Origin of the sequence: Methylorubrum aminovorans (assembly GCF_022179725.1) — a bacterium.
GTDB classification, from domain to species: domain Bacteria; phylum Pseudomonadota; class Alphaproteobacteria; order Rhizobiales; family Beijerinckiaceae; genus Methylobacterium; species Methylobacterium aminovorans.
Window position 1 is genome coordinate 1 of record NZ_BPRC01000026.1, and the last position, 23,532, is coordinate 23,532.

Genomic DNA, 23,532 nt, shown 5'->3' on the forward strand with positions numbered 1-23,532 from the left:
TGGCGGGTTCGGCGGTCATGGCGGGTTCGGCGGTCATGGCGGGTTCGGCGGTCATGGCGGGTTCGGCGGTCATGGCGGGTTCGGCGGTCATGGCGGGTTCGGCGGTCATGGACTGCGCCATGGCTTCTACGGGGGGCACGGGGGCTATGGAGGCCATTATGGCTACCGCCGTCACGGCCACTTCGGTTACGGCGCGGCGGGTCTGCTCGGTGGTTTCGCGCTCGGAGCTTTGGCCGCGAGACCAGCCTACTATGGGTACGGCTACCCTGCGGCTTACGGGTATGGCTATCCGGCCTATTACGGCGGTGACTGCCACCTCGTGCGGCGGCGCTTCATCGGAGCTTATGGCGGAACCTACATCCGCCGGGTTCGCGTCTGCGACTAGATCGCAGCAGAGCTTCAGCGCCGGTCAAGTGGACCTGTTCAATTTGTAATACTGGACAGGCGCGCGTTGGCCACAGTCAGCGGCCAACTAAAAGTCAGAAACCTTGTTGCCGCTGATGATAGCGAGAATCAATCGAGAGAGCACGCAGATGTGGCAGACTTCGATTGTGCTTGGCGCGCCAAGTCCTGATTGGGGCGCCAAGTTAGGACACCTCGTCGCAGATGTCATGCCGAAAAGCCTGGGCCTCCTCTTGCTGATCTTAATTCCGCTGCTGCCGTCGCAGGCGCAAGCCATTTCGGATCGACGGGATCAGCCGACACAGGCCGACATCCCGGAAGGCACGCGGCCGCCGACGGACATCGCGCCGCCTCGCGCCTTGAGGCCTGCCACGAAGGTGATGCCCGGCAATACCGGCCTGACCGGAACAAGGCGCTCGCGCACCAACCCGCTGGATCACCTGAGCAAGCCGTACCGGAGGCCGGGCGAGCATAAGGGCCACCGGCGCTGAGAAGGCCAGCCTGCCGTTTCCACCACCCTCGCTCCCGCGTGCGAAGGCAAACAGGACGCTATTTGCCGCGAGCAGCGTTCGGTACGAACCCACCACCGGTTTCTGCGCTGGCCGATCCAGCCGCGAAGCCCGGGCCCACTCCAGCCTCCGCTCAATCCTCCTCGACCGCGTCGACCGTGTGGCCTGCACTGTCGATGGCAAAGACCACGATCTGCGGATCGGCGGATGCGTCCACCCGGACCTCGCCCGTTCGGGAATCGGCTCTCACGACCGTGTCCTCGCCGAGCTGATCCATGATCGCCCGGGCGATCCTGCGTTCGCACTCGTTGCCGGTCATGCCAGTGACCTTGTAGACGCGCATGGTTGCCCTTTCTGCCTTGATCGTTGCCGTGCGCCGTGCCCGTCTGCCGCAACGGTGAACCGCTCTCTATTCCGCCGGCAATGCCGCGGCGTCTTCAGCGTCGGGGCTGCGCTCGTCGCGGTCCTTGCCCCGCCCTCGCACACGCTCCGCTGCGACGTAGAAGACAGGGGTCACGAACAAGGTCAGGATCGTGGCCACAAGCAAGCCGCCGATGACCACGGTCCCGATTGAGATGCGCGCGTTCGCGCCCGCCCCGCTGGCGGCGGCCAACGGCACCGAGCCGAGGATGAAGGCGAAGGCCGTCATCAGGATCGGCCGGATGCGCAGATGGGCGGCATCCTGCGCAGCCTTCAGGGCATCCACGCCGGTCGCGCGGGCCTCCTCGGCGAACGAGACGAGCAGGATTGAGTTCTTGGCTGCGAGGCCGACAAGCAGGAGCAGGCCGATCTGCCCGAAGATATCGAGTGGCAGGTCGCGCAAGGCCAGCGAACCAACCGCCCCGAAGATCGCCAACGGCGTGGCCAGGATCACCACGAAGGGCAGCCTCAGGCTCTCGTACTGCCCGGCGAGCAGCACGAAGACCATCAGCACGCCGAGCCCGAAGATCACGGGCGCATAGCCCCCCGCGAGTTTCTGCTGGTAGGCGACCTCCGTCCACTCGATGGCGTAGTCGTTCCCGAGCGTCTTCCCTGCCAATTGCTCCACCGCGGCGATCGCCGATCCCGAGCTCGATGCCTCGGCGGTCTCGACGGCGATCTCCACGGCCGGGTAGGTGTTGTAGGACAACACCGCCGTCGGACCGCTGACGAAGCGCGGCGTCACCAGAGAGCCGATCCGCACCGGCTCACCCTGGTTGTTCAGCACGGTCAGGCGCTCGAGATCCTCGATGCTGCGTCGGCCCGAAGCCTCGCTCTGGACATAGACCTGGTAGACGAAGCCGAATCGGTTGAAGAGGTTGACGAAGGACGAGCCCACATAGGTGCCGAGCGCGTCGAACAGGCGCTGCAGGGACACGCCGAGCTGCTCGGCTTTGGCCCGGTCGATGTCGAGCCGCACCTGCGGTACGCCGTAGCTGGTGATGGGAACGGCGCTGCCGATCTCGGGCAGCTTCTGGAGTTCGGCGACGAAGCGATCGGCCGCTTGGGCAAGCTTGAGGCCACCTGCGCCGCTCCGGTCCTGGAGTTCGACCGTCAGGCCGCCGCGGGAGCCGAGCCCGGGCAGGGGTGACGGATCGATGATGCGGATCTCGCCGTCCGGATGGTTCTTGAACTTGGCCTTGACCGCAGCGATGACCTGATCGGCGCTCTCCTTACGCTCGCTCCAGGGCTTCAGGGCCGGGATCTGGAAGCCGTAGAACGGCGCGATCGACTCGGACAGGATACCGCGTCCGACGACGCCGAGGGTGTTTGCCACCGCGGGCTGCTCACGCACGAACGTGCCGACCTCCTTGACCAGCGCCGCCGTGCGCTCCACCGAGGCGCCCTTCGGCATGGCGATGTCGGCGAAGAAGTAGCCCTGATCCTCCTGCGGCAAGAAGGCTGCCGGGCGCTGCGATACCAGCCAGTAGGTGCCGGCGGCAAAGCCGAGAAACACCAGGCCGGTGATCACGAGGTGACGCGAGAGCGCCCCAATTGCGGCCACGACGGTGTCCGCGCCGCGCTGGAGCGCGGCATCGAACCAGCGCAGGGGCGCGCGCCACCACCGCTTCTTCTCCCCGCCGTGGCCCGGCCTGAGCAGCAGGCCGCAAAGGGCCGGCGTCAGCGTCAGCGAGACGATGCCGGAGATGCCGACCGAGATCGCGATGGTCAGCGCGAACTGGTTGTAGAGCTGGCCCGTCAGCCCCGGGATGAAGGCGACGGGCACGAACAGGGCGCCGAGCACCAGCGTCGTGGCGATCACCGGGCCTGCGACCTCGTTGACGGCCTCGCGCGCGGCCTCCTTCGGACTCATGCCCTCGCCGATCAGCCGCTCGGTGTTCTCGACGACGATGATTGCGTCGTCGACGACGAGGCCGACTGCGAGCACCAAGCCGAGAAGGCTCAGGGTGTTGAGCGAGAAACCGAGCGCGGCCATCGGGCCGAAGGTTCCGACGAGCGCCACCGGCACTGCGATCGCCGGGATCAGCGTGGCGCGCCAATTCTGCAGGAACAGGTAGGTGACGAGTACCACGAGCGCGATGGCTTCGAGCAGGGTCTTGTAGACCTCTCGGATCGCCTCCTTCACGAACTCCGTGCGGTCGAGAGCGATCTCGTACTTGAGGCCGGGCGGAAAGCGCTTGGCGAGCTCCTTCATGGTGGCACGCACGCTCTGCATCACCTCGACGGCGTTGGCTTGCGGGTTCTGGTACAGGCGCAGCGCTGCCGAGGGCTTGTTGTCGAAGCTTGAGCGCACCCCGTACTGCTCCGAGCCGAGCTCCACCCGGGCGACGTCGCGGATGCGCACGACGGAGCCGCCGGGGTTGGCGCGCAGCACGATGTTCTCGAACTCGCTCGTATCAATCAGCCGCCCCTTGGTCACGATCTGCAGTTCCAAAGGCGGCGCGTCCTCCATCGGCGGCTTGCCGAGGGTGCCGGTGGTGATCTGCGCATTCTGCTGGCGCACGGCCTCGACGACGGCCTGGGGACCGATGCCGAGCGCCTCCATCTTGGCTGGATCGAGCCAGACCCGCATGGCGTAGCGCTTGTTCGAGAGATTGACGATGCGCCCCATCCCCTCGACACGGCGCAGCGGCTTGATCACCTGCGTCTCGGCCCAGTTCGACAGGAACAGCTCGTCGTACTGGCCGTCCTCGCTGTAGAGGACGACGTTGCCGAGCTGCTGGCGCGAGCTCTTGGTGATCTGCAGGCCCTGATCGCGGACCGCTTGCGGCAGCCGCGCCTCGGCGCGGTTGGCGCGGGTGAGCACGTCGGCGGCGGCCGCGTTCAGGTCCGAGCCGACTGCGAAGGTGGCGTAGAGAACGACGCTCCCGTCGGTGTTGCTGAACGAGTAGATGTAGATCAGGTTCTGGGCGCCGTTGATCTCCTGCTCCAGCGGGATCGCGATCGCCTCGTACGCCTGCTGGGCGCTCGCGCCGGGATAGGTCGCCTCGACGGTGATGATCGGCGGCGAGATCTGCGGGAACTGCGCGGTCGGCAGGCTCAGGCCCGCCACGGCACCGATCAGGGTGATCAGGAACGAGATCGCGCCTGCCAGAATGGGCCGATCGACGAAGTAGGCGAACATGCCAGGCCTTCCGCTCGTCTCCCATTCGAGCGAGGCTTGCGGCGCTCGCGGCGGTGCAACGCTTCGCGCTCGGGCGAGTTCCCCCCGCGCCAGGGCGCCTGACGGGTGCCCGTCTCACGGACTTGTTCGCTCCTGGATTTGTTCGCTCCTGGCTCGGAGGGCTGACGCGTGCGCACGCGGCTTCGTTATGGACTGGCCGGCCTCGCTCTCATCCTGGCCGGCATCGGCGTCTGGGCTGCGACGGGCCGTCCGCTACCGGCGGCCGTGCTGAGGATGTTGCCGGCTTCTCTCGCCGGACGCCTCGCAGCAGAGCCCCCCTCGGGTGCAGAAGCAGGCCAGAAAGGCCCGGGCGAGCCAGAGTTCGACGTCGGTGTGGTCGAGGCGAAGCTGGCGACGGTGCCGATCAGCTTCGACTACACCGGGGTGATCGTCTCGCCGCAGGACGCGGCGCTGCAGCCGCGCGTGACGGGCGCCATCATCGAGCGGCCCTTCGAGCCCGGTGGTACGGTCAAGAAGGACCAGGTGCTGTTCCGGATCGACCCCCGGCCCTTCGAGGTGGCGCTGCAGGACGCCAAGGCACAGAGCGAACGGGCCAAGGCTGCGCTGGAGTTCGCCGAGGCAGAGGTGCAACGAACCGACACGCTGGCCGACAAGGGCTACGCCACCCAGCAGCGCCTGCAGCAGCTCGAGAGCAACCGGACCTCGGCCAAGAGCCAGGTTCAGGCGGCAGAGGCCGCGATTGCCCGCGCGCAGCTCGACCTCGATTACGCCGTGATCAAGGCGCCCTTCGATGGCCGTGCCAGCCTCTCGGGGATCAATATAGGCGACCTTGTCACAGCGAACGCGACGAACCTCGTCAGTGTCGTGCAGATCGATCCGATCGACGTCCAGGTCGCGCTCTCGACCGACGATTCGAAGGCCGTACGGGCCGCCATGCAGGGTGGTGGCGCCTCTCTGACCGTGCTGGGCGATGACGACGAGCCGGGACGGGAAGCCGAGATCTACAAGCTCGACAACCGCTTCGATCCCGCGACGGCTCGGCGTCTGATCCGGGCCAAGCTCGCCAACGCGGATGGACTCTACCTGTCCGGTGAGTTCGTCCGGACGCGCCTGCAGGTCGGCCGCAAGGAGCGTCTCCTGGTGCCGACCCGCGCCTTGTCGGCGCAGCTCGACCAGCGCATCGTCTGGAGCATCGGCGCCGATTGCCGTCTCAGCATGCTGCCCGTCGAGACGGGTGGAAGCTACGGCGATCAGACTGCGATCGTGAGCGGATTGAAGCCCGGCACCCGGATCGCGTCGGATCATCTGCAACGCCTCAGCCAAGGCCTGTGCGTCGGTGTCCGTCCTGCAGCCAAAGCGGATATCGCGCAGGATGGCACACAAGGGCTGCCTAAGCCGGGCCCCTCAGGTGGTAGGGCTGGCTCGGCTGCTCCCTGAACGGGCCGGCCCGCTGCAGCGTGGAGATCTCTCGTTCGCTCACACCATAGGAGCGCTGGCAGGCCGAGGAACGACACGATCTCCGCAGCCGTTATCTCGTCCGCAGCCACAGGGCGCCCGGACGAAAAAGCGACTCCGCCGAAAAGGATCATTCTCGTGAGATCACGCCTCCTCGCATGCACGGCAGCCGCCCTCCTTGGAAGCTTTGCCCTGTATGGGTCCGCCGTGGCGGCCCCGGGCACGTCGGTGCCACGCGCTGGCCTGAACCCAGGTCTCTCACTCGTTCGCATGACCCGAGGCGAGACGATGCACCACCGGATGCCGCGCGGACACCGAATGCGGCCGCGCCGCATGGGTGATCCCAACGCGCGCAACCCCTCCCGCCCCGGGTACCAGCAGCAGAAGGGCAACACTTCGGGCGGCCCGCGCTACTGAGGGCCGTCATCCGGACGTGGTCACCAGTTCGTGCAGGCCCGCACGCCGAAGCGCCTCCAATGCGGAACAGTCGATATTGCGCCATCTCGCTCGGAACCGGCACGGAAGCGGGCGCTCGGCAGCAGACGGGCGTGTGGCCGGTTTCAGGGGGCACAGCGACCGGGCAACCGTTGCTCGACAGGCTTGGCTTTGGCCGGGGAGAGATTGAGCGCCGTGCCGATGAGGGCCAGATGCGAGAAGGCCTGCGGGAAATTGCCGAGCTGGCGCTTGGCCCGCGGATCGTACTCCTCGGCGAGAAGCCCGACATCGTTGCGGAGCGCAAGCAGGCGCTCGAAGAGAGCCTGCGCCTCCTCGCGCCGACCCTGCAGCATCCAATTGTCGGCAAGCCAGAAGCAGCAGGGTAGGAAGGCCCCTTCACCGGGCGGCAACCCATCCTCAGTTTCCTCGGTGCGGTAGCGCAGGACGAACCCGTCGATCAAGAGGTCTCGCTCGATGGCGCTGACCGTCGCGCGGATGCGCGGGTCGCTCGCGGGCAGGAAGCCGACCAGGGGCAGCAGCAGCAGGCTCGCGTCCAGGGTTCTTGAGCCGTAGGACTGCACGAAAGCGCCTACCTCAGGGTTGAAGCCCTGCCGGCACACATCGGAGTGAATCCGCGCCCGCAGCGCCCGCCAGCGCGCGACCGGCCCGTCCCAGTCGAACTCGGCTGCGGTTTTCACCATCCGGTCGAGCGCGACCCAGGCCATCACCTTCGAGTGGACGAAGTGCTTGCGCCCGCCGCGCACCTCCCAGATGCCCTCGTCCGGCTGGTTCCAGACGGTCTCAAGATACTCGGCCAGCGCCTTCTGCAGGGCCCAGGCTTCCGGGTTCTCGGCTAGCCCCCCGTGCCGGGCCTGGTGCAGCGCGTCCATGACCTCGCCAAAGACATCGAGCTGAAGCTGTGCAGCGGCGGCGTTCCCGACCCGGACGGGACGCGAGCCCTCGTAGCCTGGCAGCCAGCCGACCTCCCATTCGCGCAGGCGGCGCTCGCCGGCGAGGCCGTACATAATCTGGAGCTGGGCCGGGCTGCCGGCCACCGCCCGCAGGAGCCACTCGCGCCAGGCCCACGCCTCGTCGTAGTAGCCGGCGTTCATCAGCGCCAGCAGTGTGAGGGTCGCGTCTCTCAGCCAGCAGTAGCGATAGTCCCAGTTGCGCGCTCCGCCGATCCTCTCCGGTAGGGAGGTGGTGGGGGCAGCAACGAGGCCCCCGGTCGGTGCATAGGTGAGCGCCTTCAGCGTGATGAGTGAGCGGCCCACGGCCTCGGACCAGCGGCCCTGGTAGGTGCACCGGCTCGACCAGGCACGCCAGAACGCCTCGGTCTCGGCAAGCGCGCGGAATGGATCGACCGACACGGGCGGCGGCTGATGCGACGGGCCGTGGCTGAGGACGAACGTTGCGGTCTCCGCCTCGCCGAGCGTGAACGCTCCGACGGTTCTCAAGTCCTCACCGTGCAGCGGCACGCCCGTCTTCAGCACCAGCATGTCGGGTCCGGCGATGGCCCGCAGCAGACCGCCCTCCAGGCGGCTCACCCATGGCACGATCGCGCCGTAGCCGAAGCGCACGACGAGGTCCGTTTGCAAGGTCGTGCGTCCTCGCCGGCCAACAACGATGCGCACGAGGTCCGGAGCGGCACTGCGCGGGGGCATGAAGTCGATCAGGGTGACGGCGCCCTCGGCCGTCTCGAACTCCGTCTCAAGGATCAGGGTGCCTTCGCGGTAGCGGCGCGACATGCGGAACCCTGGGTCGGCGGGTGCGATCTGCCAGCGGCCGTTCTCGGATGAGCCAAGCAGGGCCGCAAAGCACGCCGACGCGTCGAACCGCGGCCAGCACAGCCAGTCGATCGAGCCGTCGCGCGCCACGAGCGCGGCTGCCTCGCAGTCGCCGATCAGGGCGTAATCCTCGATCCGGGACGGCACGGCCGGTGCCTCTCGCGCGCTCAGGTTTTTCGCAGCTTCTCCTCTTCCTGAAGGACCTCGTTCTCGACCTGAACGGTGACGTGGCGCGTGTTGAACTCGGCCGCCATGACCCGCTGCACCGCTTTGAGAATGCGCGCGGCCTCGGCCATGTCGGTCACGACGAGATGCGCGCTCATGGCGTCGATGCCGGAGCTGATCGAGCGCACGTGCAGGTCGTGGACGGAGCGCACGCCCAGGATCGTCAGCAACTGACGCTCGACGATGCGCGTGATCAATGACGCGACCTCCGAGCCCTTGAAGCCGTGCGCAGCCTCGTAGGCATCCAGCGGTTGAGCCCACGCGCCCTGTGCCTGCGCCCCAGGTGCAACTGAAGCGAGCATGAGGAGACCGGCGACGAGGGCGAGGGTGTTCGGCATCTGCGATCTCACGGACGAACCTTCCTCAGCAGTGGTCGGGTTGGCGGGTGCGATCCACGCCACGGTACGCCTGCAACCGCCTTCCTCGCCAGCCCGGCTTGCCGCAGTTCCGCCGGCCGTGCTCGCGCTCGGAATTGCCCCAGGCACCCGATCAAAGTCTGAACGCACAGCAGAGCGTACAGTGCCACCAAGCCCGATTTCCAGTCCAACGTTGCACGGGAGAGCCGCCGTCGCGAACCGCCCGGTTGCTCCTGCGTTGAGGCGGCACAGCTTTGCGGCTGTCCAACAACCGACAGGAGACGACATGTCCCGGATCGCCCTTTCCCTCGCTCCGCTCCTCTTCCTTTCCGGATTTGCTGCGGCCCAGACGAGCCCGCCTACCCAGGCACCGACCCCTGCGGCTGCCCCTCCGGGTGCTGCGCAACCTGCCCACGGCACGACCGGTCACAAGGAGCGCGAGCACGAAGGTCTGCAGACCGCCAAGGTCTCTCTCGCCCAGGCTCTCGACACGGCCGAGAGCAAGGGACCTGGTCGAGCGATCGAGGCGGACTTCGGGAAGGAGGGCGGCAAGCCCTTCTACGAGGTCAAGCTGCTTGGCAGCGACGGCAAGCTCACCGACCACCACATCGACGCGACCACGGGTCAGGTGACCAAGAGCGACACCCACCCGATCGAGAGCTACTTCGTCCGCCTGAAGCCGTCCGATGTGCAGAACGCCCCCACGACGCTGAAGCAGGCGGTCGCGACCGCCGAGCAGAAGGCGGGCGGCAAGGCGGCCGAGGCTGAGGTCGAGCGTGAGGCCAGCAGCGTGCAGTACAAGATCACGGTGATGACCGGCAGCCAGTCGCAGGAGATCAGGGTCGGGGCGGACGGAAAGATCATGCCGAGCAAGTAGGTCGGCAGCACTGGGCGGAGTTCTCGGCTCCGCCCGGACAGCACCGATCAGCGAGCCATAGGCGGCACGCGGCTCTCGTCTGCTGGTGGCTCCAGGTCGGTTCGTGCGCCATCCGAGAGATCCTCGGACGGTTGACCGGTGAGAGCGCTGCGCACCAAGGCCACAAGGCGGCGTCCGTTGATCAGGAACAGGATGCTGGCCAGTCCGAGATAGACCCAGGCAAGCCAGGTCAGCGTCGCGATCGTGCGCGCCTCGTCGTTGCGGTAGACGAAGGCCAGACCGACCTGCACGGCAAACAGCCCGGCCAGCGCCAGCGCGGACCAGAGGCCGAGGCGCAGGCGCAGCAGGAGCGCGATGCCGAGCAGCGACTGGGCCGCCGTCAGGAAGAACTCCTCGCCCTGGCGCGCATCGAGCGGCAGGGGGCTCATCGCGCCCGCGCCGACGCTCAGGGCCAGTGGCAGCATGCCGACGAGCAGCGTCCATTGGTTGATCTTGTCGCTGATCATGGCGATCAGCCCGTCGCCGGCACGGTTGGCCAGCACGAACAGCACCGCCACCGAGATCGCGGGCGCCTCGCTGGCCAGGGGCGCCAGCCACTGGATCAGCAGAAACTCGTTGAGCCCGATCGCCCGGCCGGTGCCCACCATGGCCTCGGCGAAGGGTTCGGCTGAGGCGAGGATGACGCCGCAGGCCACAACCACGAGAGCCCCGATCGCGGCCCATTGCTGAGCCGGAGACAAGGTGTTCAGCGCGGCTGCGGGGCCGGGCTCCTCCGCCTCGTCCGGGTTGTCGCTCTTCTGCAGGTTGCGCACGCGCCAGACATACGCCGCAAAGATGGCTGCCAGGACGGCGAAATCCACGACGGAGATGCTGCGCTTGAACAGGATGACGAAGGCGTAGAGGCTGGCGAGCAGCAGGAATCCGATCTCGACGGCATTGGCCGATGCGAGATCGACCGCACGGTGCCGGTCCTTCGTCCAGTGCAGGAACACCATCAGGGGCCAGGCCAGGCCGACGAGCAGCCGGTTGGCGCCGGTCATGTTGGCGGCGGCGTAATGCACGTACTGCGACTCCGGGCCTTCGAGCCCGGCCTTGTAGGCGTAGTAGAGGTCGACCGCGTATTCCGGCAGCACGGTCACCAGAGCGACCACGGCCAGGATCAGGCCTTGCGCGATGTGCTGCTCGGCGGTTTCCGCGCCCCACGACAATAGGAAGCCCGCCGCCAGGATAGCGCTGCCGAAGGCGGCGGCATCGAGGACCGGGCTTGGCCGCCAGCCCGTTATGCGCAGCAGGAGAGCCGGGAGGGTGGCCGCCACGGCGACGGCAACCAGGATCAGAAAGCGTCTCACGCGAGTTCCTCCGCACTAGGTCACGGCCTGCCCGTCCGCGTCCCGCTGAAGCGAGCGTCACGCGATCGCGCCGGCAAAGGACAGGTCCTGCCGCGCCTCAGCCCCGAGCGCCGCTCCGGCCTCCGAAGGTGGCGACACGGTAGAGGTAGAGCACGAGCGCCAGGACCAGCACGCCGTTGCCGATCGGCTCGATGAAGCGGCCCACGCTGCGGTAGCTCTCGCCAAGCCCGTAGCCGGCCGCCGTCAGCAGTCCGGTCCAAACGATCGTGCCCAGGGCCGAGTAGACCAGAAAGGGCGTGAGCGGCATGCCGGCAACCCCGGCCGGCACCGAGATCAGGCTGCGCACGCCCGGGACGACGCGCCCGACCAGGACGGTGAGGCCGCCGCGCCGGGCGAACCAGGCACCGGCCCGATCAATCTCCTCCGGGCTCAAGGTCAACCAGCGCCCATGTCGGGCAGCGAAGCGCCGCAGGCGCTCGCGCCCGAGCCAGCGCCCCACGCCGTACCAGACCAGCGCACCGGAGAGCGACCCGGCCGTGCCGGCAAGGAATACGCCGACGAGACTGAGCTGGCCGCGCGCCGCGGCGAAGCCTGCCAGCGGCATGATCACCTCGGAGGGGATCGGCGGGAAGATATTGTCGATCAGCATCAGCAGGAAGACGCCGAGGTAGCTGGTCCGCTCGATCGCGGTCACAATCCAATCGATCAGCGCAACCTCCTCGCGAGCGGCACCGTGCAGTGGCCTTGCCGCCGCCACAGGCCAGACCGGGAACGCGCCGGGCAGGCGCGGGTTCATACGCGGACACCAAAGCGCAGGCAGCGAGCCGCCATTCGGGGACCGAGACGCGCCGATGCATCATCCGCCCCACACGGCCTCGGTCCCGCTCACGGGCGGGACGAAGCTGCTGCAGCCAGGCCTGACCTGTTGGCGCGTCGAGCGGGCGGCGCGCTTTGCCCCGATCGTCGATGCCGCCGCCTACTTCGCGCATCTGCGCAGCGCTCTCCTGCGTGCCCGACACTCGGTTCTGTTCGTCGGCTGGGAGTTCGACACCCGCATCAAGCTCGACCCCGATCATCCCGTAGCGGGCCTGCCGGAGGAACTCGGCCCGTTCCTGTCGGAGCTCGGGCGGCGCCTGCCGGAGCTGAGCATTCGGGTGCTGCAATGGAATTTAGGGATCCTCGGCACGCTGGCGCGTGGCACCACACCGCTCTACCTCCTGAACTGGATGCGGGCTCGCGGCTTCCGGTTCCGGCTCGATAGCGCCCATCCGGCCGGGGCCTCGCATCACCAGAAGATCGTGGTGATCGACGATGCGCTCGCCTTCTGCGGCGGCATCGACATGACGGACGATCGCTGGGACACCCGCGACCATGCCGACGAGGACGAACGCCGAGTGCGCCCGTCGGGACGCGCCTATGCGCCGTTCCACGACGCCACGGTCACGGTCGACGGCGCGGCCGCCGCGGCCCTCGGTGCTCTCGCCCGGGAGCGCTGGCTTCGCGCCACGGGCGAGCGGATCACGCCACCCGACCGGCCCGATCACGATCCCTGGCCTGAAAATCTGATCCCGCGCCTGCGCGACGTCGATGTCGCAATCGCCCGCACCGAACCGGCCTATCACGACCGTCCTAGCGTGCGCGAGGTCGAGCAGCTCTACATAGCCGGCATCGCGGCCGCGCGGCACACGCTCTACGTCGAGAGTCAGTACTTTGCCTCGCGCTGCATCGCCGAGGCGATGGCAGCTCGTCTGGCGGAGCCGGACGGACCCGAGATCGTCGTCATCAACCCGGATCGCGCCATGGGCTGGCTCGAGGAAACGGCGATGGCGCGCGGGCGCAGCCGCGCGCTGGCGCACGTCCGGGCCGCGGACCGCTTCAAGCGCTTCCGCATCTATCGCCCCGTGACGGCAGCCGGGCGGCCGATCTACGTTCATGCCAAGGTGCTGATCGTCGATGGCCGCCTGCTGAAGATCGGCTCATCCAACCTCAACAACCGCTCGATGGGCCTCGACACCGAATGCGATCTCGCCGTCGAGGCGGTCCCCGGACAGGCGGCCGACCAAGCGGTCGAAGGAGCGATCCTCGGCTTGCGCGACGCGCTTCTCGGCGAGCACCTCGGTGTTCCACCGGACGACATCGCCCGCACCCTGACGCGCACGGGTTCGCTGATTGCGGCAATCGAGGTGCTCCGCGGCGATGCTGGGCGTACACTGCTTCCTCTGGACGCATCAACCGCGGGAGCCATGCAGCCGTTGAGCGAGGGCGAACTGCTCGACCCCGAGCAGCCCGAGCCGGTCTGGAGAGCCTTGCTGCACGCGCTCGCCGATCGGCGTCGCCGCCGTGCTGATCTCGCGCAGTCCCCCGCCGAGCGCAAGGGTGGTTCGCGGGCATGACGGACCTCAGATCTTCAGCAGGTCGACGGTGCGCCTGTTGAGGTCGTCGAGCGTCGCGATCACCTTCAGGTTAGACTCGTAGGCGCCCATGGCTGCGCGCAGCCCGGCCATCTCCGTGGCAGGATCAACGTTGGGCAGCTTGAGAGTGCCGCGCGCGTCCGCGGCGGGGTGGCCGGGGCTTTGGGTCACCCGGAAGGGACTGGTGTCGCGTACGACGCGGCCAATCGGCTCGGCCTCGGCCCCGACCGGCTCGAACACCGCGATCTTGCGCCGGTAAGGGTCGCCGCCGGGCGTGCTCGCCGTGCTGTTTGCGTTAGCGAGGTTTTCGGTCATGACCCGCAGGCGGCCCTGCTGCACCCGCAGGCCGGCCGCCGCAATGGAGGAACCCGTCATACCATCGGCCTGTGCCATCCGCCTCCTCCAAGAACCGATCAGGGGGCTGGTCGCCGAACCTGCAATACCTCAATGAATGATTAGCGATCGTGCTTAATAAACAGTTAATACCAAGCCTTGGTGAGGGTGACTCACGTGGGGCGAGTGGCGCGACGATCATGGGTGTGATTTCTTACTCTGGGCGTGGTTGCCCGAGGAGTATGCGATGGCCGCTCCTGTGCCGCTCCGGTCGGATTTCGATGCGCCGAGGCTGCGCGCGCTCGCCAAGACCTCACGGATCCAGCCCAGATACGCTGTCTCCTGGCACTCTCGGCCATCTACGCAGGCGGATCGCGTTCACAAGCAGCGCAGATCGGCGGGGTTGGGCTGCAGACCGTGCATGATTGGGTTGCTGGCCTTCAACGCACAGGGACCCGGCGGCCTGATCGACGGCAAGGCGCCCGGTGCGCGCCCGCGCCTGAACGCGGCCCAGCGCGAGGCCCTGCGCACCCTGGTCGAGCAGGGTCCGACACCGACCGCTCAGGGCGTCGTGGGTCGTGTCCCTTGGCGTGGTGTAGCTCGCTGAGGGCCACCACAATTACCGGCTCGGGCCGGGAGGATCAGGCTGTCAGGGTTGGCAGGCTGATGAGGGGATCATCGCCGATCGGGGCAATGCTTTCCAGGGTCACGTAACGGGACCGCTGGACGGCCCATTCGTCGTTTTGTTCGAGCAGGATCGCGCCGACGAGGCGGGTGATGGCAGCCTCGTTGGGGAAGATGCCCACGACCTCGGTCCGGCGTTTGATCTCGCCGTTCAGGCGTTCGAGGGGGTTCGTGGAGTGGAGCTTGACCCGGTGGGCGGCCGGGAAGCCCATGTAGGCCAGCACGTCAGGCTCGGCCGTGTCCATCAGGGTCGCGAGCTTGGGCACCTTGGGCCGGAGTTGATCGGCCACCCGCCGCCATTGCTGACGTGCGGCCTCCGCGTCGTCCTGGGCAAACGCGGTGGCGATGAAGGCCGACACGACGCGGCGACCCGAGCGGCCGTCATGGGCGAGGACGTTCCTCATGAAGTGAACCCGGCACCGCTGCCACGTGGCGTTCATCACCTTGGCCACCGACGCCTTGATACCCTCGTGCGCATCCGAGACCACGAGCTTGACGCCTCGCAAACCGCGCGGGGCGAGCTTGCGCAGGAAGGCGGTCCAGAACGTCTCGGCCTCGGAGGGACCCACATCCATGCCCAGGACCTCCCTTCGGCCGTCGCTGTTGACGCCGACCGCCACGATGACGACCACCGAGACAATGCGGCCGTCTTGGCGCACCTTCACGTAGGTCGCGTCGCCCCAGAGATAGGGCCAATCGCCCTCGATGGGGCGGTCGAGGAACGCACCCACCCGTTCGTCGATCTCCTGGCACAACCGCGAGATCTGGCTCTTCGACACGCCCGTGCCGCCCATGGCCTGCACGAGGTCATCCACCGAGCGGGTCGAGATGCCCTGGATGTAGGCCTCTTGGATCACCGCCGTCAGCGCCTTCTCGGCCATGCGTCGCGGCTGCAGGAAGCCAGGGAAGTACGAGCCCTTGCGCAGCTTCGGGATGCGCAGTTCCACCGTGCCGGCGCGCTTCTGCCAGTCCCGGTACCCATTGCGCTGGACCAGACGCTCGGCGCTCTTCTCGCCATGAGCGGCACCGGTCAGGCCACCCACCTCCAGCTCCATCAGCCGCTCGGCCGCAAAGCCGATCATCTCACGCAGCAAATCTGCATCGGCGCTCTTCTCCATGAGGCCGCGCAGGGTCATCATCTCGTCGGTCATCGGGGGGCTCTCGGGTTCGGGGTTGGCTGTCGCAACCCGACCCTACTCGGCAACCGCCGATGACCACCCGTCAGCTACACCACCGCCTGGGACACGACCATACCTGGCTCCTGTCGTGTGCCCCGAGGGGCTAACACCGGCAGGTGGCATCCGTTGGGCGGGCATGGAGCGGCTGTGTGTCCGGCTGCGGCCACAAATGCGAGCTACCAGGCGATCGCACCTTCTGTTCAGGTGCAGTTCAAAGGTGCACACCGAGGCTCAGAATACGACGGCCCGATACCCGTGCCGTTCACCCAGGAGAGAATGCAAATGACAGACGCGCCTCGCTTTAGAGCGGCCCTGACCGCCGGTCTGTTCGCCCTGGCGGTCGGTATCGGCTTCGTGTCGCTGTCAGAGCCGGCCGCCGCTCAGGGGCATGGCTATGGTCATTCCCGCGGTTACGGCGGATCCTACGGTCGCCACGGCGGCTCCGGCCGGCACGGCTATTCTGGTGGCCATGGACGGTCTTACGGCCGCCACGGAGGTTTTGGTCGCGGCCTTGGCTATGGGGGAGGTCACAGACGCTCCTTCGGCGGCCATGGCGGTCACGGAGGACAGGGCTACTGACCCTGCTCCGCCCCCAGCGAACCATCAGCCCCCCATCAGCCCCGCAGTCGACGCGACCAAGATGGCGTTGATGAGCGTGCCCCGGAACAAGGCAGAGTGGGGAGCGCCCGGTGAGAATGTAGCGCGGGCCGCCCAGCATCGTCGCGACCGCCAACTCTACGGTGGGCTACTCAAGCTCCCCGCTGCGATCCAGAGTGTATGGGCACGTCCATTTGGCGTCAGAGAGGAGACGGATCCTAATTCCGGCTTGAGCGTTAGTATTCGCGATAACGACAAGGAGGTCCAGGCTGCCGGGGAGGTCCAGGCTGCCGGGGCGGAGCAAAACTAGGCCATTGGCGGCAGGTAGGCTGAACGCTGAAGACGCCTGAGCGAGCCCCTTCAGCTTCGTAATTGATCGTCAGGGTCAGGTCGGCAGGACCTCGCCAGTCTCGGGATCGTGGGGATCGGCACTGGCCTGGTTTTGCTCCGCCGCGTCGAGGCGGCCGCGCCGGCTGCGGGAGGCTTTGAGGCGGTAGCTGTCGCCATTCAGGCTCAAGATGCTGACATGGTGGGTCAGCCGGTCGAGCAACGCACCGGTCAGCCGCTCCGAGCCCAGAACTGACATCCAGTCCTCGAACGGCAGGTTCGAGGTCACCACGGTCGAGCCGCGCTCGTAGCGCTGCGAGAACACCTCAAACAGCAACTCCGCCCCCGTCGACGACAGCGGCACGTAGCCGAGTTCGTCGACGATCAGGAGCTTGACCGCGGCCAGTTCGCGTTGAAGCCTGAGCAGGCGGCGCTCGTCACGCGCCTCCAGGAGCTGGTTGACCAGCGAGGCCGCGGTGGTGAACGTGAGCGGGAAGCCCTTCTGGCAGGCCGCCAGGCCGAGAGCCAAGGCGATGTGGGTCTTGCCGGTGCCCGAGTTGCCGAGCGCGATCACGTTCTCCCGGCCGAGGATGTAGCCGCAGCGCGCCAGTTCCAGCACAAGCATCTTGTTCAGGCTCGGGATCGCGGCAAAGTCGAAGGTGTCGAGGCTCTTCACCGCCGGGAAGCGTGCTGCCCGGATCCGGCGCTCGATCATGCGCCGCTCGCGGTCGATCAGCTCCAGCTCGACCAGCCGCAGCAGGGCTCACGCCACACAGCGCCGCGAAGCCTGCCTTCGAGCGCAGGCTTTCGAGGTTATCGCCGGCCGTCAGGAGAAGCTGGGCGGCGCCATTGCGGCCGATGGAGTTGCGGGCCACGAGGTCCGGCGCAAGCTCGTCGACGATGGTGCCGATCATGGCATCGAGATCGGCGATCTCGTCGTGCAGTTCCGGGTAGCGCCGCGCCAGGGACTTCAGGCCGATCCGGTAGGCAGCCTCGACGTCGCGGTAGGCGCTCAGATCGGGCCGCCACGCCGCCAGGGTCCGCACGAGCTGCATCCGGGTCATCCGGCGCAGCGTCTCGCGCAGGCCGTCGGGCGCGCACACGATGGTGTTGTGGATCATCTGCAGGGCGATGCGCCGAGCGGCGACCGCGGTCTTCCGGCACGCGTTCAGGACGCGCAACGCCTCGACCATGCCGTCGCGGGTGCGCGGCGTGACGGTACGGGTGCCGGCGAAGGCCGCGTGCGCTGCACTCTGGGCGTCGAAGTCGTCGTTCTTGCCTCGCCGCCGCCGATCCTGGACGTCGGGGGCGGTCACCTCCAGCACCTCGATCCCAGCCTGCTGCAGGAAGCGGAGCAGGCCGGCGCCATAGCTGCCGGTCGACTCGACCCCGACGCGTCGTAGCGCGCCGAACGAGCGCATCCAGGCCAGCATCTGCCGATAGCCCTGGCGGGTCGCGGCAAAGCTGGCGCTCGCCAGAACCTGATCCCGGTCATCGACGACCGCGGCAACGTGCAGATCCTTGTGGGTGTCGACACCACCAACAACGTGTCGCTTCTGAGCTTCCTGCGCACTCATCCCATCCTCCTGGCGATCGAGCCTAATGGCTTCACCACGACCGGATGCGCGGACAAGACAGTCACGAGACCAGACGGTCAGGCCCTTCTCGGGTCACAGGCATCGGCGAGGTAAAACCTCACCGCAGGGCGTTCCCAGGCGACCGACAGGTCCGGGGAAAGACACGTCCGATCGATCAGAGTGCGGGTCAGGCACACCGGGACGCCTTGCGGCGCCAGCTTAACCGATGGTCCATCGCTGTGCGGGTCAGACCGCCCGGGAACTGGCACCGATCTTCTGACTGTCGCTATGGTGCACGAGCCCGCCGCTCCGGAGAGGTCGGCGCTCGTGCAGGGCCTGCTCCAGAGCCCTCATCCTGAGCTTGTCGAAGGACGAGCACGAAGGCGGCGTGCGCCGTGCGGGAGACCCGCCAACCGACGATGCGCCGGGCATAGGCATCGATTACGAAGGCCACGTAGACGAAGCCGCTCCATGTGGCGACGTAGGTGAAGTCGCTGACCCATAGGGCGTTCGGATGCGGCGCCTTGAACTGGCGGTTCACCCGGTCGAGCGGACAGGCCGCAGCTGGGTCGGGGATGGTAGTGCGAACCTTCTTCCCCCGCACGATGCCCTGCAGCCCCATGACCCTCATCAGCCGAGCCACCGTGCAACGAGCCGCCGCAATCCCTTCCCGACCGAGTTGCCGCCAGACCTTGCGCACGCCATAGACGTGGAAGTTCTCCTCGAACACGCGCCGGATCTTGACCATCAGCGCCGCGTCCGAGCGAGCCCGGGCTGGCAGCCTGCAGGGATCGGCCCGCCGCGCGGCATGGGCGTAGTAGGTCGACGGGGCGATCGGCAGAACCTTGCAGATCGGCTCGACCCCGTAAGCGGCGCGGTGCTCGTCGATGAAGGCGATCATGTCCGCGACCGGCGGTCGAGCTCCGCCAAGGCAAAATACGCGCTGGCCTTCCTGAGAATCTCGTTGGCCTGCCGCAGTTCGCGGTTCTCGTGCTCCAACGCCTTGATCCGCTCGCGCTCGTCCGTTGTCGGGCCGGCCCGCTGACCTCGGTCCCGCTCAGCTTGGCGCACCCAGTTGCGCAGCGTCTCGCCTGAGCAACCGATCTTGGACGCGATCGAGCGGATCGCCGCATATTGCGAGCCGTGCTCGCCCTGATGATCAAGCACCATCCGGACCGCGCGCTCGCGGACTTCAGGCGAAAAGGGTATGCTGCTGACCTTGCCCCCTGTTTGCCCCCGTTCATAACCAGAGTCCGTTCTGGTTCTGGTCCTGTTTGGACCGGGTTGCAAACGCGTTCGGGGTGAGCCCGCCGAGGCTCGTGTGAGGGCGGCAGGTATTATAGTCGACCCGCCACGCCTCGATGATGGTCCGGGCCGCCGGCAGGCTCCGGAACAGATGCTCGTTCAAGCACTCGTCGCGCAAGCGCCCATTGAGGCTTTCGACAAAACCGTTCTGTTGCGGCTTGCCGGGCGCGATGTGGTGCCACTCGACTGCACGCTCCTCCTGCCAGCGCAGGATGGCGTGCGAGGTCAGTTCGGTGCCGTTGTCCGAGACGATCATCAGCGGCTTGCCCCGGTCCTTGATGATCCGGTCGAGTTCGCGCGCGACCCGCTGGCCGGAGAGCGACGTGTCGACCACCAGCGCCAGGCACTCCCGCGTGCAGTCATCGACCACGACGAGGATGCGGAAGCGCCGCCCGTCGTCGAGCGTGTCGGAGACGAAGTCGAGGCTCCAGCGCTGGTTCGGCTCCTGCGGCACCGCGGCCGGCGCTCGCGTGCCCAGGGCTCGCTTGCGACCGCCGCGCTTGCGCACCGACAGCCGCTCCTCCCGGTAGAGACGGAAGAGCTTCTTGTGGTTGAGAGCGAGGCCCTCCCGCCGCAGCAGGATGAGCAGGCGCCGGTAGCCAAAGCGACGGCGCTCGCCGGCCAGGCTGCGCAGGCGCACCCGTACGGCTGCATCGTCACCGCGGGTCGAGGCGTAGCGGTACGTCTTCGGCTCCAAGCCGATCAGCCCGCAGGCACGACGCTGCGAATAGCCCTTCTCCTCGATGGCCCAGCTCACGGCTGTTCTCCGTGCGCCGGGCGTCAGAAGTTTTTTCCCAGCGCCTCGCGCAGCGTGGCCACGTCGAGCATCGCTTCGGCCAGGAGTTTCTTGAGCTTACGGTTCTCCTCGTCGAGCGCTTTCAGGCGGCGCGCGTCCGAGACCTCCATCCCGCCGAAGCGCGAGCGCCACGTGTAGAACGTCGCGTCGCTGATGCCGTGGCGGCGGCAGATCTCAGCCACCGGCAGCCCGGCCTGCTGCTCCTTCAGAATGCCGATGATCTGCTCTTCGCTGAACCGGCTCTTCTTCATCGTCCGTCTCCTGCTCGACGGACCCTAGCTTCAGAACGAGGGCAGGACAGGGGGCAAGGTCACTGCGCTTCGTCATGGCTCCATCCTCTCAAGAGTGGGAGCCTCCGGGAAACCCGGAGCGGTTCACCGATCAAACCCAGACGTTCGATCCTTCACGCACCGGACGGCTGGGACACGATGCACGCACCCCGCTGTCACAAGGCGAGGCCTTACGCCTCATGCGCGCACCGCCCGCCGCCCTCCGACAGGCCCTATGGCCGATGATGGCCTTCCCCAGCGGGAGGCCTGAGAGCTGTTGAACCTCAGCGCTTTACGGCGAAGGCTCGGCCCTGGTGAGCACGAGGAATCCGCCCCAAAAATTTGCCAGTATGGCCGATAACTCGATACCGTCAGCCCTCAGCACTGCTGGGCGCAGCCGCTTGCCCCAGCAGGCCTCGTGCAGCGCATAGTCTTTGCTCAAATCCACGCCGTAAACCTCGCCCGTCAAACGGCCTTTCGGTGAGGGGTCCCGGCTGCTGACACGGGTCCGGCTCCGATAGCGACAGCAAAGCGCTTCTGAGCCGGTTCGGGTGACCTCCGGCTAGCGGGTCTGGGACGTCGGTGTATTGGCGGAGGGGGTAGGCACCTGCGTCTGTGCCGACTTGGCCTTGTCGAGAAGTAGCAGAGCGGCGTCCACACAGGCGCGCATGGGCTCACCGGGAGCGCAACGAGCCCCGAGCCGAAGGTCACCGCTGCGCAGCCAGAAGCTCGCTCCCTTGCCGCCACGCCAGCCCTCACCACTCTCTTGGCGATCCTCGTCCCGGTCCGCACGATCGGAACTGCGACGACTATCCCGATCGTTCTCACTGCGGCGGTTATCGGATCGCGGATCGCCCCTGCCGTAGTCACTGTCGGAGTGATCGTGTTCTACCCTCGAGAGGAGTGATGAGGGAGCCGTCAAGGCGTTGGCGAGTGGCGCCGCGCTGGCTGGCCAGGCGATCACGAGAGCGACCACACCGATGGCGGGTGCCGCGAACCGGGTTGTCATGCGAGCCTCCTACGCACTGAGCGGAATACAGACCGGTAATCCGTTCCCGCCGCCATCGTTCCTCAAGCCGGCACCAGGATCGCGCCTCAGCGGCCATAGCAGAGCCGATATCCCGGTCATCATCAGAACGTTTCAGAAGACAATCCCTGGGGTCGCCCCCACCAAGACTTGGTCACAAGGATAGGCAACCATTCCAAGGGCAGGTGGTTTCCTCGTCACTAAACCCCGCCTTCAGCCTGAAGACTCTCTATTGGCTTGCACCGGCAGCGGGGCATCTTCCGGCGGGTTGCCACGCAACGGAGAAACGCCATGCACCAAATGAGTTCGGACCTGCAGACCTGCATCGGCGCGTGCCTGCGTTGCTACCAGAGCTGTCTCGGGATGGCCTCGAACCACTGCCTGCCGGCCGGGGGCAGGCACGTCGAGCCCGAGCATTTTCGCCTGATGCTGGCCTGCGCCGAGATCTGCCGGACCTCGGCGCATGTCATGCTGATCGGCACCGAGCACCACAAGCACATGTGCCGTGAATGCGCCGACGTCTGCGAGGATTGCGCGCGCTCCTGCGAGGCGGTGGGCGACATGCAGCATTGCGTCGAGCAGTGCCGGGCTTGTGCCGAGAGCTGCCGCAAGATGGCGGCTTGATCGCGGCGGAGCACGCCTGCTGCTCCCTCCAACCACACCCTTTCTTCGATTGTTTCCTGTCAAGGAGAAACACCATGGTCGATGCGAGCGAAATCAAGGAGCACATGGAGGTCAAGGCTTCCGACGGTCAGCATGTCGGCACCGTCGACCACATGCAGGGATCCGATCAGATCAAGCTGACCAAGACCGATCCAGCCGCACATGGCGGTCATCATCACCTCATCCCGCTCGCCTGGGTCGATCACGTCGACACGCATGTTCACCTCAGCAAGTCGAGCCAGGATGTGACGGCGCAGTGGCAGCACCAGAGCTGAAATCAGTCTCCTCTTGATCCTCTAGCGGCTAGAGGTTCTAGGCTGCCGCGGATTGGGAGGATCTCATGCCGGAGCAAACCACGGACGCCAGGAGCGGGAACGAGGCGGCCTTCACTTGGAAGGTCGACGGGATGGATTGCGCCAGTTGCGTGGGCAAGATCCAGACCGCCTTGGCCAAGCTGCCGGGCGTCCTCGACGTCAGGGCTTCGGTGATGACCGAGACCCTGACGGCAGCGGTCGATCAGACCAGAACCTCCTCCGAGGAGATCGAGGCGCGTGTGGCCGGGCTCGGCTACACGCTCACACGCCAACTCCCGGCACCCTCAAACCGCGGCGCGGGGAGCGAGGAGCCCGACCACCCTCATGCGGATGCGAGGTCTGGCGGTCACGTGCATCGGCCTGACCCGGACCTGCGTGCGGAGGTGCTCTCGGCGCTTGCCAACGCCGTCGTGCTCCTCGTCCTCACAATCTATATCCTCTACGAGGCCTACCGCCGCTTCGTCGACCCGCCCTAGGTCATCGGCGGCCCCATGCTGGCGGTGGCGGCCGTTAACCTGATCAGCATGCGGCTTCTATCCGGCGGCTCGTCGGAGAGCCTGAACGTCAAGGGCGCCTCTACTTCGAGGTACTCTCCGATATGCTCGGCTCGCTTGGGGTGATCGTGGCGGCCGTGATCGTGATGGTCACGGGCTGGCGGCTAGCCGACCCGATCGTCGGAGCCGGCATCGGGCTGTTCATCGTGCCGCGCACCTGGGACCTGCTTAGCCAAGTCACCCACATTCTGCTGAGGGCACCCCGCCTCAGGTCGACGTCGCGCTGCTAGAGCGTCGCTTGGCCGAGAACCCCGGCGTGACCGGTGTTCACGACCTGCACGTCTGGACGATCACCTCGGGCTTGGACGCAATGAGCGGGCACCTGGTGTTGCCTGAGACGCGGGACGCTCCCCGCGTGCTGCGCCAAGCGCGGCAGATCCTAGCGGACGAGTTCAAGGTCGATCACGTCACGATCCAGATCGAGGATGCGGCGCTTCGAGCCGAGGAAAAGGCTCTGCATGTCTGACCGGACCTGAACTGATCGGCCTCACACGCCGATGCTGTCTCCCGGTCTCAATCCAAGAATACGGAGCCTCG

Annotated in this window: 16 protein-coding genes, 6 pseudogenes and 1 other annotated feature; of the genes and pseudogenes, 10 read left to right on the top strand and 12 right to left on the bottom strand. The window is 67.0% G+C overall.

What is annotated here, in order from left to right:
• On the top strand, window positions 1-385 hold a 385-nt coding region (locus tag MFF24_RS22835), incomplete at its 5' end, for a hypothetical protein (protein ID WP_238228177.1).
• A 226-nt stretch (window positions 386-611) separates the two neighbouring features.
• Window positions 612-893 (top strand): hypothetical protein, encoded by a 282-nt coding sequence (locus MFF24_RS22840; protein WP_238228184.1) that lies wholly within the window; start codon window positions 612-614, stop codon window positions 891-893.
• Between the two features lie 151 nt (window positions 894-1,044).
• On the opposite strand, the gene MFF24_RS22845 is transcribed toward MFF24_RS22840, so the two are convergent.
• Both MFF24_RS22845 and MFF24_RS22850 read right to left on the bottom strand, forming a co-directional pair.
• Window positions 1,045-1,254: a hypothetical protein gene (locus MFF24_RS22845; protein WP_238228185.1), complete on the bottom strand. Its 210-nt coding sequence runs from the start codon at window positions 1,252-1,254 to the stop codon at window positions 1,045-1,047.
• Window positions 1,255-1,320: 66 nt separating this feature from the next.
• On the bottom strand, window positions 1,321-4,476 hold the full coding sequence (locus tag MFF24_RS22850; RefSeq protein WP_238228187.1) for an efflux RND transporter permease subunit: 3,156 nt from the start codon (window positions 4,474-4,476) through the stop codon (window positions 1,321-1,323).
• A 168-nt stretch (window positions 4,477-4,644) separates the two neighbouring features.
• Here MFF24_RS22850 and MFF24_RS22855 point away from each other — a divergent pair, with 168 nt between their 5' ends.
• Window positions 4,645-5,913, top strand: coding sequence for an efflux RND transporter periplasmic adaptor subunit (locus tag MFF24_RS22855; protein WP_238228188.1), 1,269 nt, complete (start codon window positions 4,645-4,647; stop codon window positions 5,911-5,913).
• Between the two features lie 578 nt (window positions 5,914-6,491).
• Here MFF24_RS22855 and MFF24_RS22860 read toward each other — a convergent pair.
• The gene (locus tag MFF24_RS22860) at window positions 6,492-8,300 is read right to left on the bottom strand and encodes a glycoside hydrolase family 15 protein (RefSeq protein ID WP_238228197.1); all 1,809 of its coding nucleotides are present in this window, start codon (window positions 8,298-8,300) and stop codon (window positions 6,492-6,494) included.
• Between the two features lie 20 nt (window positions 8,301-8,320).
• Window positions 8,321-8,716 (bottom strand): cation transporter dimerization domain-containing protein, encoded by a 396-nt coding sequence (locus MFF24_RS22865; protein WP_238228199.1) that lies wholly within the window; start codon window positions 8,714-8,716, stop codon window positions 8,321-8,323.
• A 304-nt stretch (window positions 8,717-9,020) separates the two neighbouring features.
• Here MFF24_RS22865 and MFF24_RS22870 point away from each other — a divergent pair, with 304 nt between their 5' ends.
• A complete protein-coding gene (locus tag MFF24_RS22870; RefSeq protein WP_238228201.1) occupies window positions 9,021-9,611 on the top strand; it encodes a PepSY domain-containing protein in 591 nt (196 codons plus the stop codon).
• A gap of 47 nt (window positions 9,612-9,658) precedes the next feature.
• Here the strand turns inward: MFF24_RS22870 and MFF24_RS22875 are convergent, their stop codons facing one another.
• Both MFF24_RS22875 and MFF24_RS22880 read right to left on the bottom strand, forming a co-directional pair.
• The gene (locus MFF24_RS22875) at window positions 9,659-10,960 is read right to left on the bottom strand and encodes a calcium:cation antiporter family protein (RefSeq protein ID WP_238228203.1); all 1,302 of its coding nucleotides are present in this window, start codon (window positions 10,958-10,960) and stop codon (window positions 9,659-9,661) included.
• 97 nt (window positions 10,961-11,057) lie between these two features.
• Entirely contained in the window at window positions 11,058-11,756 is a 699-nt protein-coding gene (locus MFF24_RS22880) for a DedA family protein (RefSeq protein ID WP_238228205.1), read from the bottom strand.
• Window positions 11,757-11,811: 55 nt separating this feature from the next.
• On the opposite strand from MFF24_RS22880, the gene MFF24_RS22885 reads away from it, so the two are divergent.
• On the top strand, window positions 11,812-13,353 hold the full coding sequence (locus tag MFF24_RS22885; protein WP_238228207.1) for a phospholipase D-like domain-containing protein: 1,542 nt from the start codon (window positions 11,812-11,814) through the stop codon (window positions 13,351-13,353).
• Window positions 13,354-13,359: 6 nt separating this feature from the next.
• Here MFF24_RS22885 and MFF24_RS22890 read toward each other — a convergent pair whose 3' ends face one another.
• Complete coding sequence (locus tag MFF24_RS22890) at window positions 13,360-13,764, bottom strand: flagellar basal body rod C-terminal domain-containing protein (protein ID WP_238228209.1); 405 nt, start codon at window positions 13,762-13,764, stop codon at window positions 13,360-13,362.
• Window positions 13,765-13,951: 187 nt separating this feature from the next.
• Between MFF24_RS22890 and MFF24_RS22895 the strand changes: the two are divergent.
• Window positions 13,952-14,278: pseudogene (locus MFF24_RS22895) on the top strand (helix-turn-helix domain-containing protein); the annotation flags it as partial.
• A gap of 67 nt (window positions 14,279-14,345) precedes the next feature.
• On the opposite strand, the gene MFF24_RS22900 reads toward MFF24_RS22895, so the two are convergent.
• The 5 genes and pseudogenes from MFF24_RS22900 to MFF24_RS22920 all read right to left on the bottom strand — a co-directional run bounded on the left by MFF24_RS22900 (window position 14,346) and on the right by MFF24_RS22920 (window position 20,419).
• Window positions 14,346-15,539 carry an IS256 family transposase gene (locus MFF24_RS22900; protein ID WP_238228211.1) on the bottom strand — a complete coding sequence of 398 codons (1,194 nt, stop codon included), beginning with the start codon at window positions 15,537-15,539 and terminating at the stop codon, window positions 14,346-14,348.
• 1,009 nt (window positions 15,540-16,548) lie between these two features.
• A pseudogene (gene istB / locus MFF24_RS22905) lies at window positions 16,549-17,250 on the bottom strand (IS21-like element helper ATPase IstB); the annotation flags it as partial.
• A pseudogene (locus MFF24_RS22910) lies at window positions 17,195-18,067 on the bottom strand (IS110 family RNA-guided transposase); the annotation flags it as partial. The pseudogenes MFF24_RS22910 and istB, both read right to left, overlap by 56 nt.
• 282 nt (window positions 18,068-18,349) lie before the next feature.
• Window positions 18,350-19,237, bottom strand: a pseudogene (locus MFF24_RS22915) (IS3 family transposase); the annotation flags it as partial.
• Window positions 18,894-19,010, bottom strand: a sequence feature (AL1L pseudoknot). Its footprint overlaps the pseudogene before it by 117 nt.
• A gap of 70 nt (window positions 19,238-19,307) precedes the next feature.
• Window positions 19,308-20,419, bottom strand: a protein-coding gene (locus MFF24_RS22920) for an IS3-like element ISMex1 family transposase (RefSeq protein ID WP_238228213.1) whose coding sequence is annotated in 2 segments (ribosomal slippage) — window positions 19,308-20,170 and window positions 20,170-20,419 — 1,113 coding nt in all. Because the reading frame shifts where the segments join, the coding sequence is not laid out codon by codon here.
• A gap of 1,336 nt (window positions 20,420-21,755) precedes the next feature.
• Here MFF24_RS22920 and MFF24_RS22925 point away from each other — a divergent pair.
• The 4 genes and pseudogenes from MFF24_RS22925 to MFF24_RS22940 all read left to right on the top strand — a co-directional run.
• Window positions 21,756-22,088 (top strand): four-helix bundle copper-binding protein, encoded by a 333-nt coding sequence (locus tag MFF24_RS22925; protein WP_238228215.1) that lies wholly within the window; start codon window positions 21,756-21,758, stop codon window positions 22,086-22,088.
• 74 nt (window positions 22,089-22,162) lie between these two features.
• Window positions 22,163-22,402 carry a DUF2171 domain-containing protein gene (locus MFF24_RS22930; protein ID WP_238228217.1) on the top strand — a complete coding sequence of 80 codons (240 nt, stop codon included), beginning with the start codon at window positions 22,163-22,165 and terminating at the stop codon, window positions 22,400-22,402.
• A gap of 131 nt (window positions 22,403-22,533) precedes the next feature.
• A pseudogene (locus tag MFF24_RS22935) lies at window positions 22,534-22,689 on the top strand (cation transporter); the annotation flags it as partial.
• Window positions 22,690-22,812: 123 nt separating this feature from the next.
• A pseudogene (locus MFF24_RS22940) lies at window positions 22,813-23,461 on the top strand (cation diffusion facilitator family transporter); the annotation flags it as partial.
• Window positions 23,462-23,532 lie beyond the last annotated feature (71 nt).

What these genes read in the sequence shown, in the direction of transcription:
- MFF24_RS22885 (WP_238228207.1), top strand. Translation starts at nt 11,812, where the DNA reads ATGCATCATCCGCCCCACACGGCCTCGGTCCCGCTCACGGGCGGGACG.
- MFF24_RS22870 (WP_238228201.1), top strand. Translation starts at nt 9,021, where the DNA reads ATGTCCCGGATCGCCCTTTCCCTCGCTCCGCTCCTCTTCCTTTCCGGA.
- MFF24_RS22865 (WP_238228199.1), bottom strand. Translation starts at nt 8,716, where the DNA reads ATGCCGAACACCCTCGCCCTCGTCGCCGGTCTCCTCATGCTCGCTTCA.
- MFF24_RS22900 (WP_238228211.1), bottom strand. Translation starts at nt 15,539, where the DNA reads ATGACCGACGAGATGATGACCCTGCGCGGCCTCATGGAGAAGAGCGCC.
- MFF24_RS22845 (WP_238228185.1), bottom strand. Translation starts at nt 1,254, where the DNA reads ATGCGCGTCTACAAGGTCACTGGCATGACCGGCAACGAGTGCGAACGC.
- MFF24_RS22925 (WP_238228215.1), top strand. Translation starts at nt 21,756, where the DNA reads ATGCACCAAATGAGTTCGGACCTGCAGACCTGCATCGGCGCGTGCCTG.
- MFF24_RS22840 (WP_238228184.1), top strand. Translation starts at nt 612, where the DNA reads ATGCCGAAAAGCCTGGGCCTCCTCTTGCTGATCTTAATTCCGCTGCTG.
- MFF24_RS22880 (WP_238228205.1), bottom strand. Translation starts at nt 11,756, where the DNA reads ATGAACCCGCGCCTGCCCGGCGCGTTCCCGGTCTGGCCTGTGGCGGCG.
- MFF24_RS22850 (WP_238228187.1), bottom strand. Translation starts at nt 4,476, where the DNA reads ATGTTCGCCTACTTCGTCGATCGGCCCATTCTGGCAGGCGCGATCTCG.
- MFF24_RS22890 (WP_238228209.1), bottom strand. Translation starts at nt 13,764, where the DNA reads ATGGCACAGGCCGATGGTATGACGGGTTCCTCCATTGCGGCGGCCGGC.
- MFF24_RS22930 (WP_238228217.1), top strand. Translation starts at nt 22,163, where the DNA reads ATGGTCGATGCGAGCGAAATCAAGGAGCACATGGAGGTCAAGGCTTCC.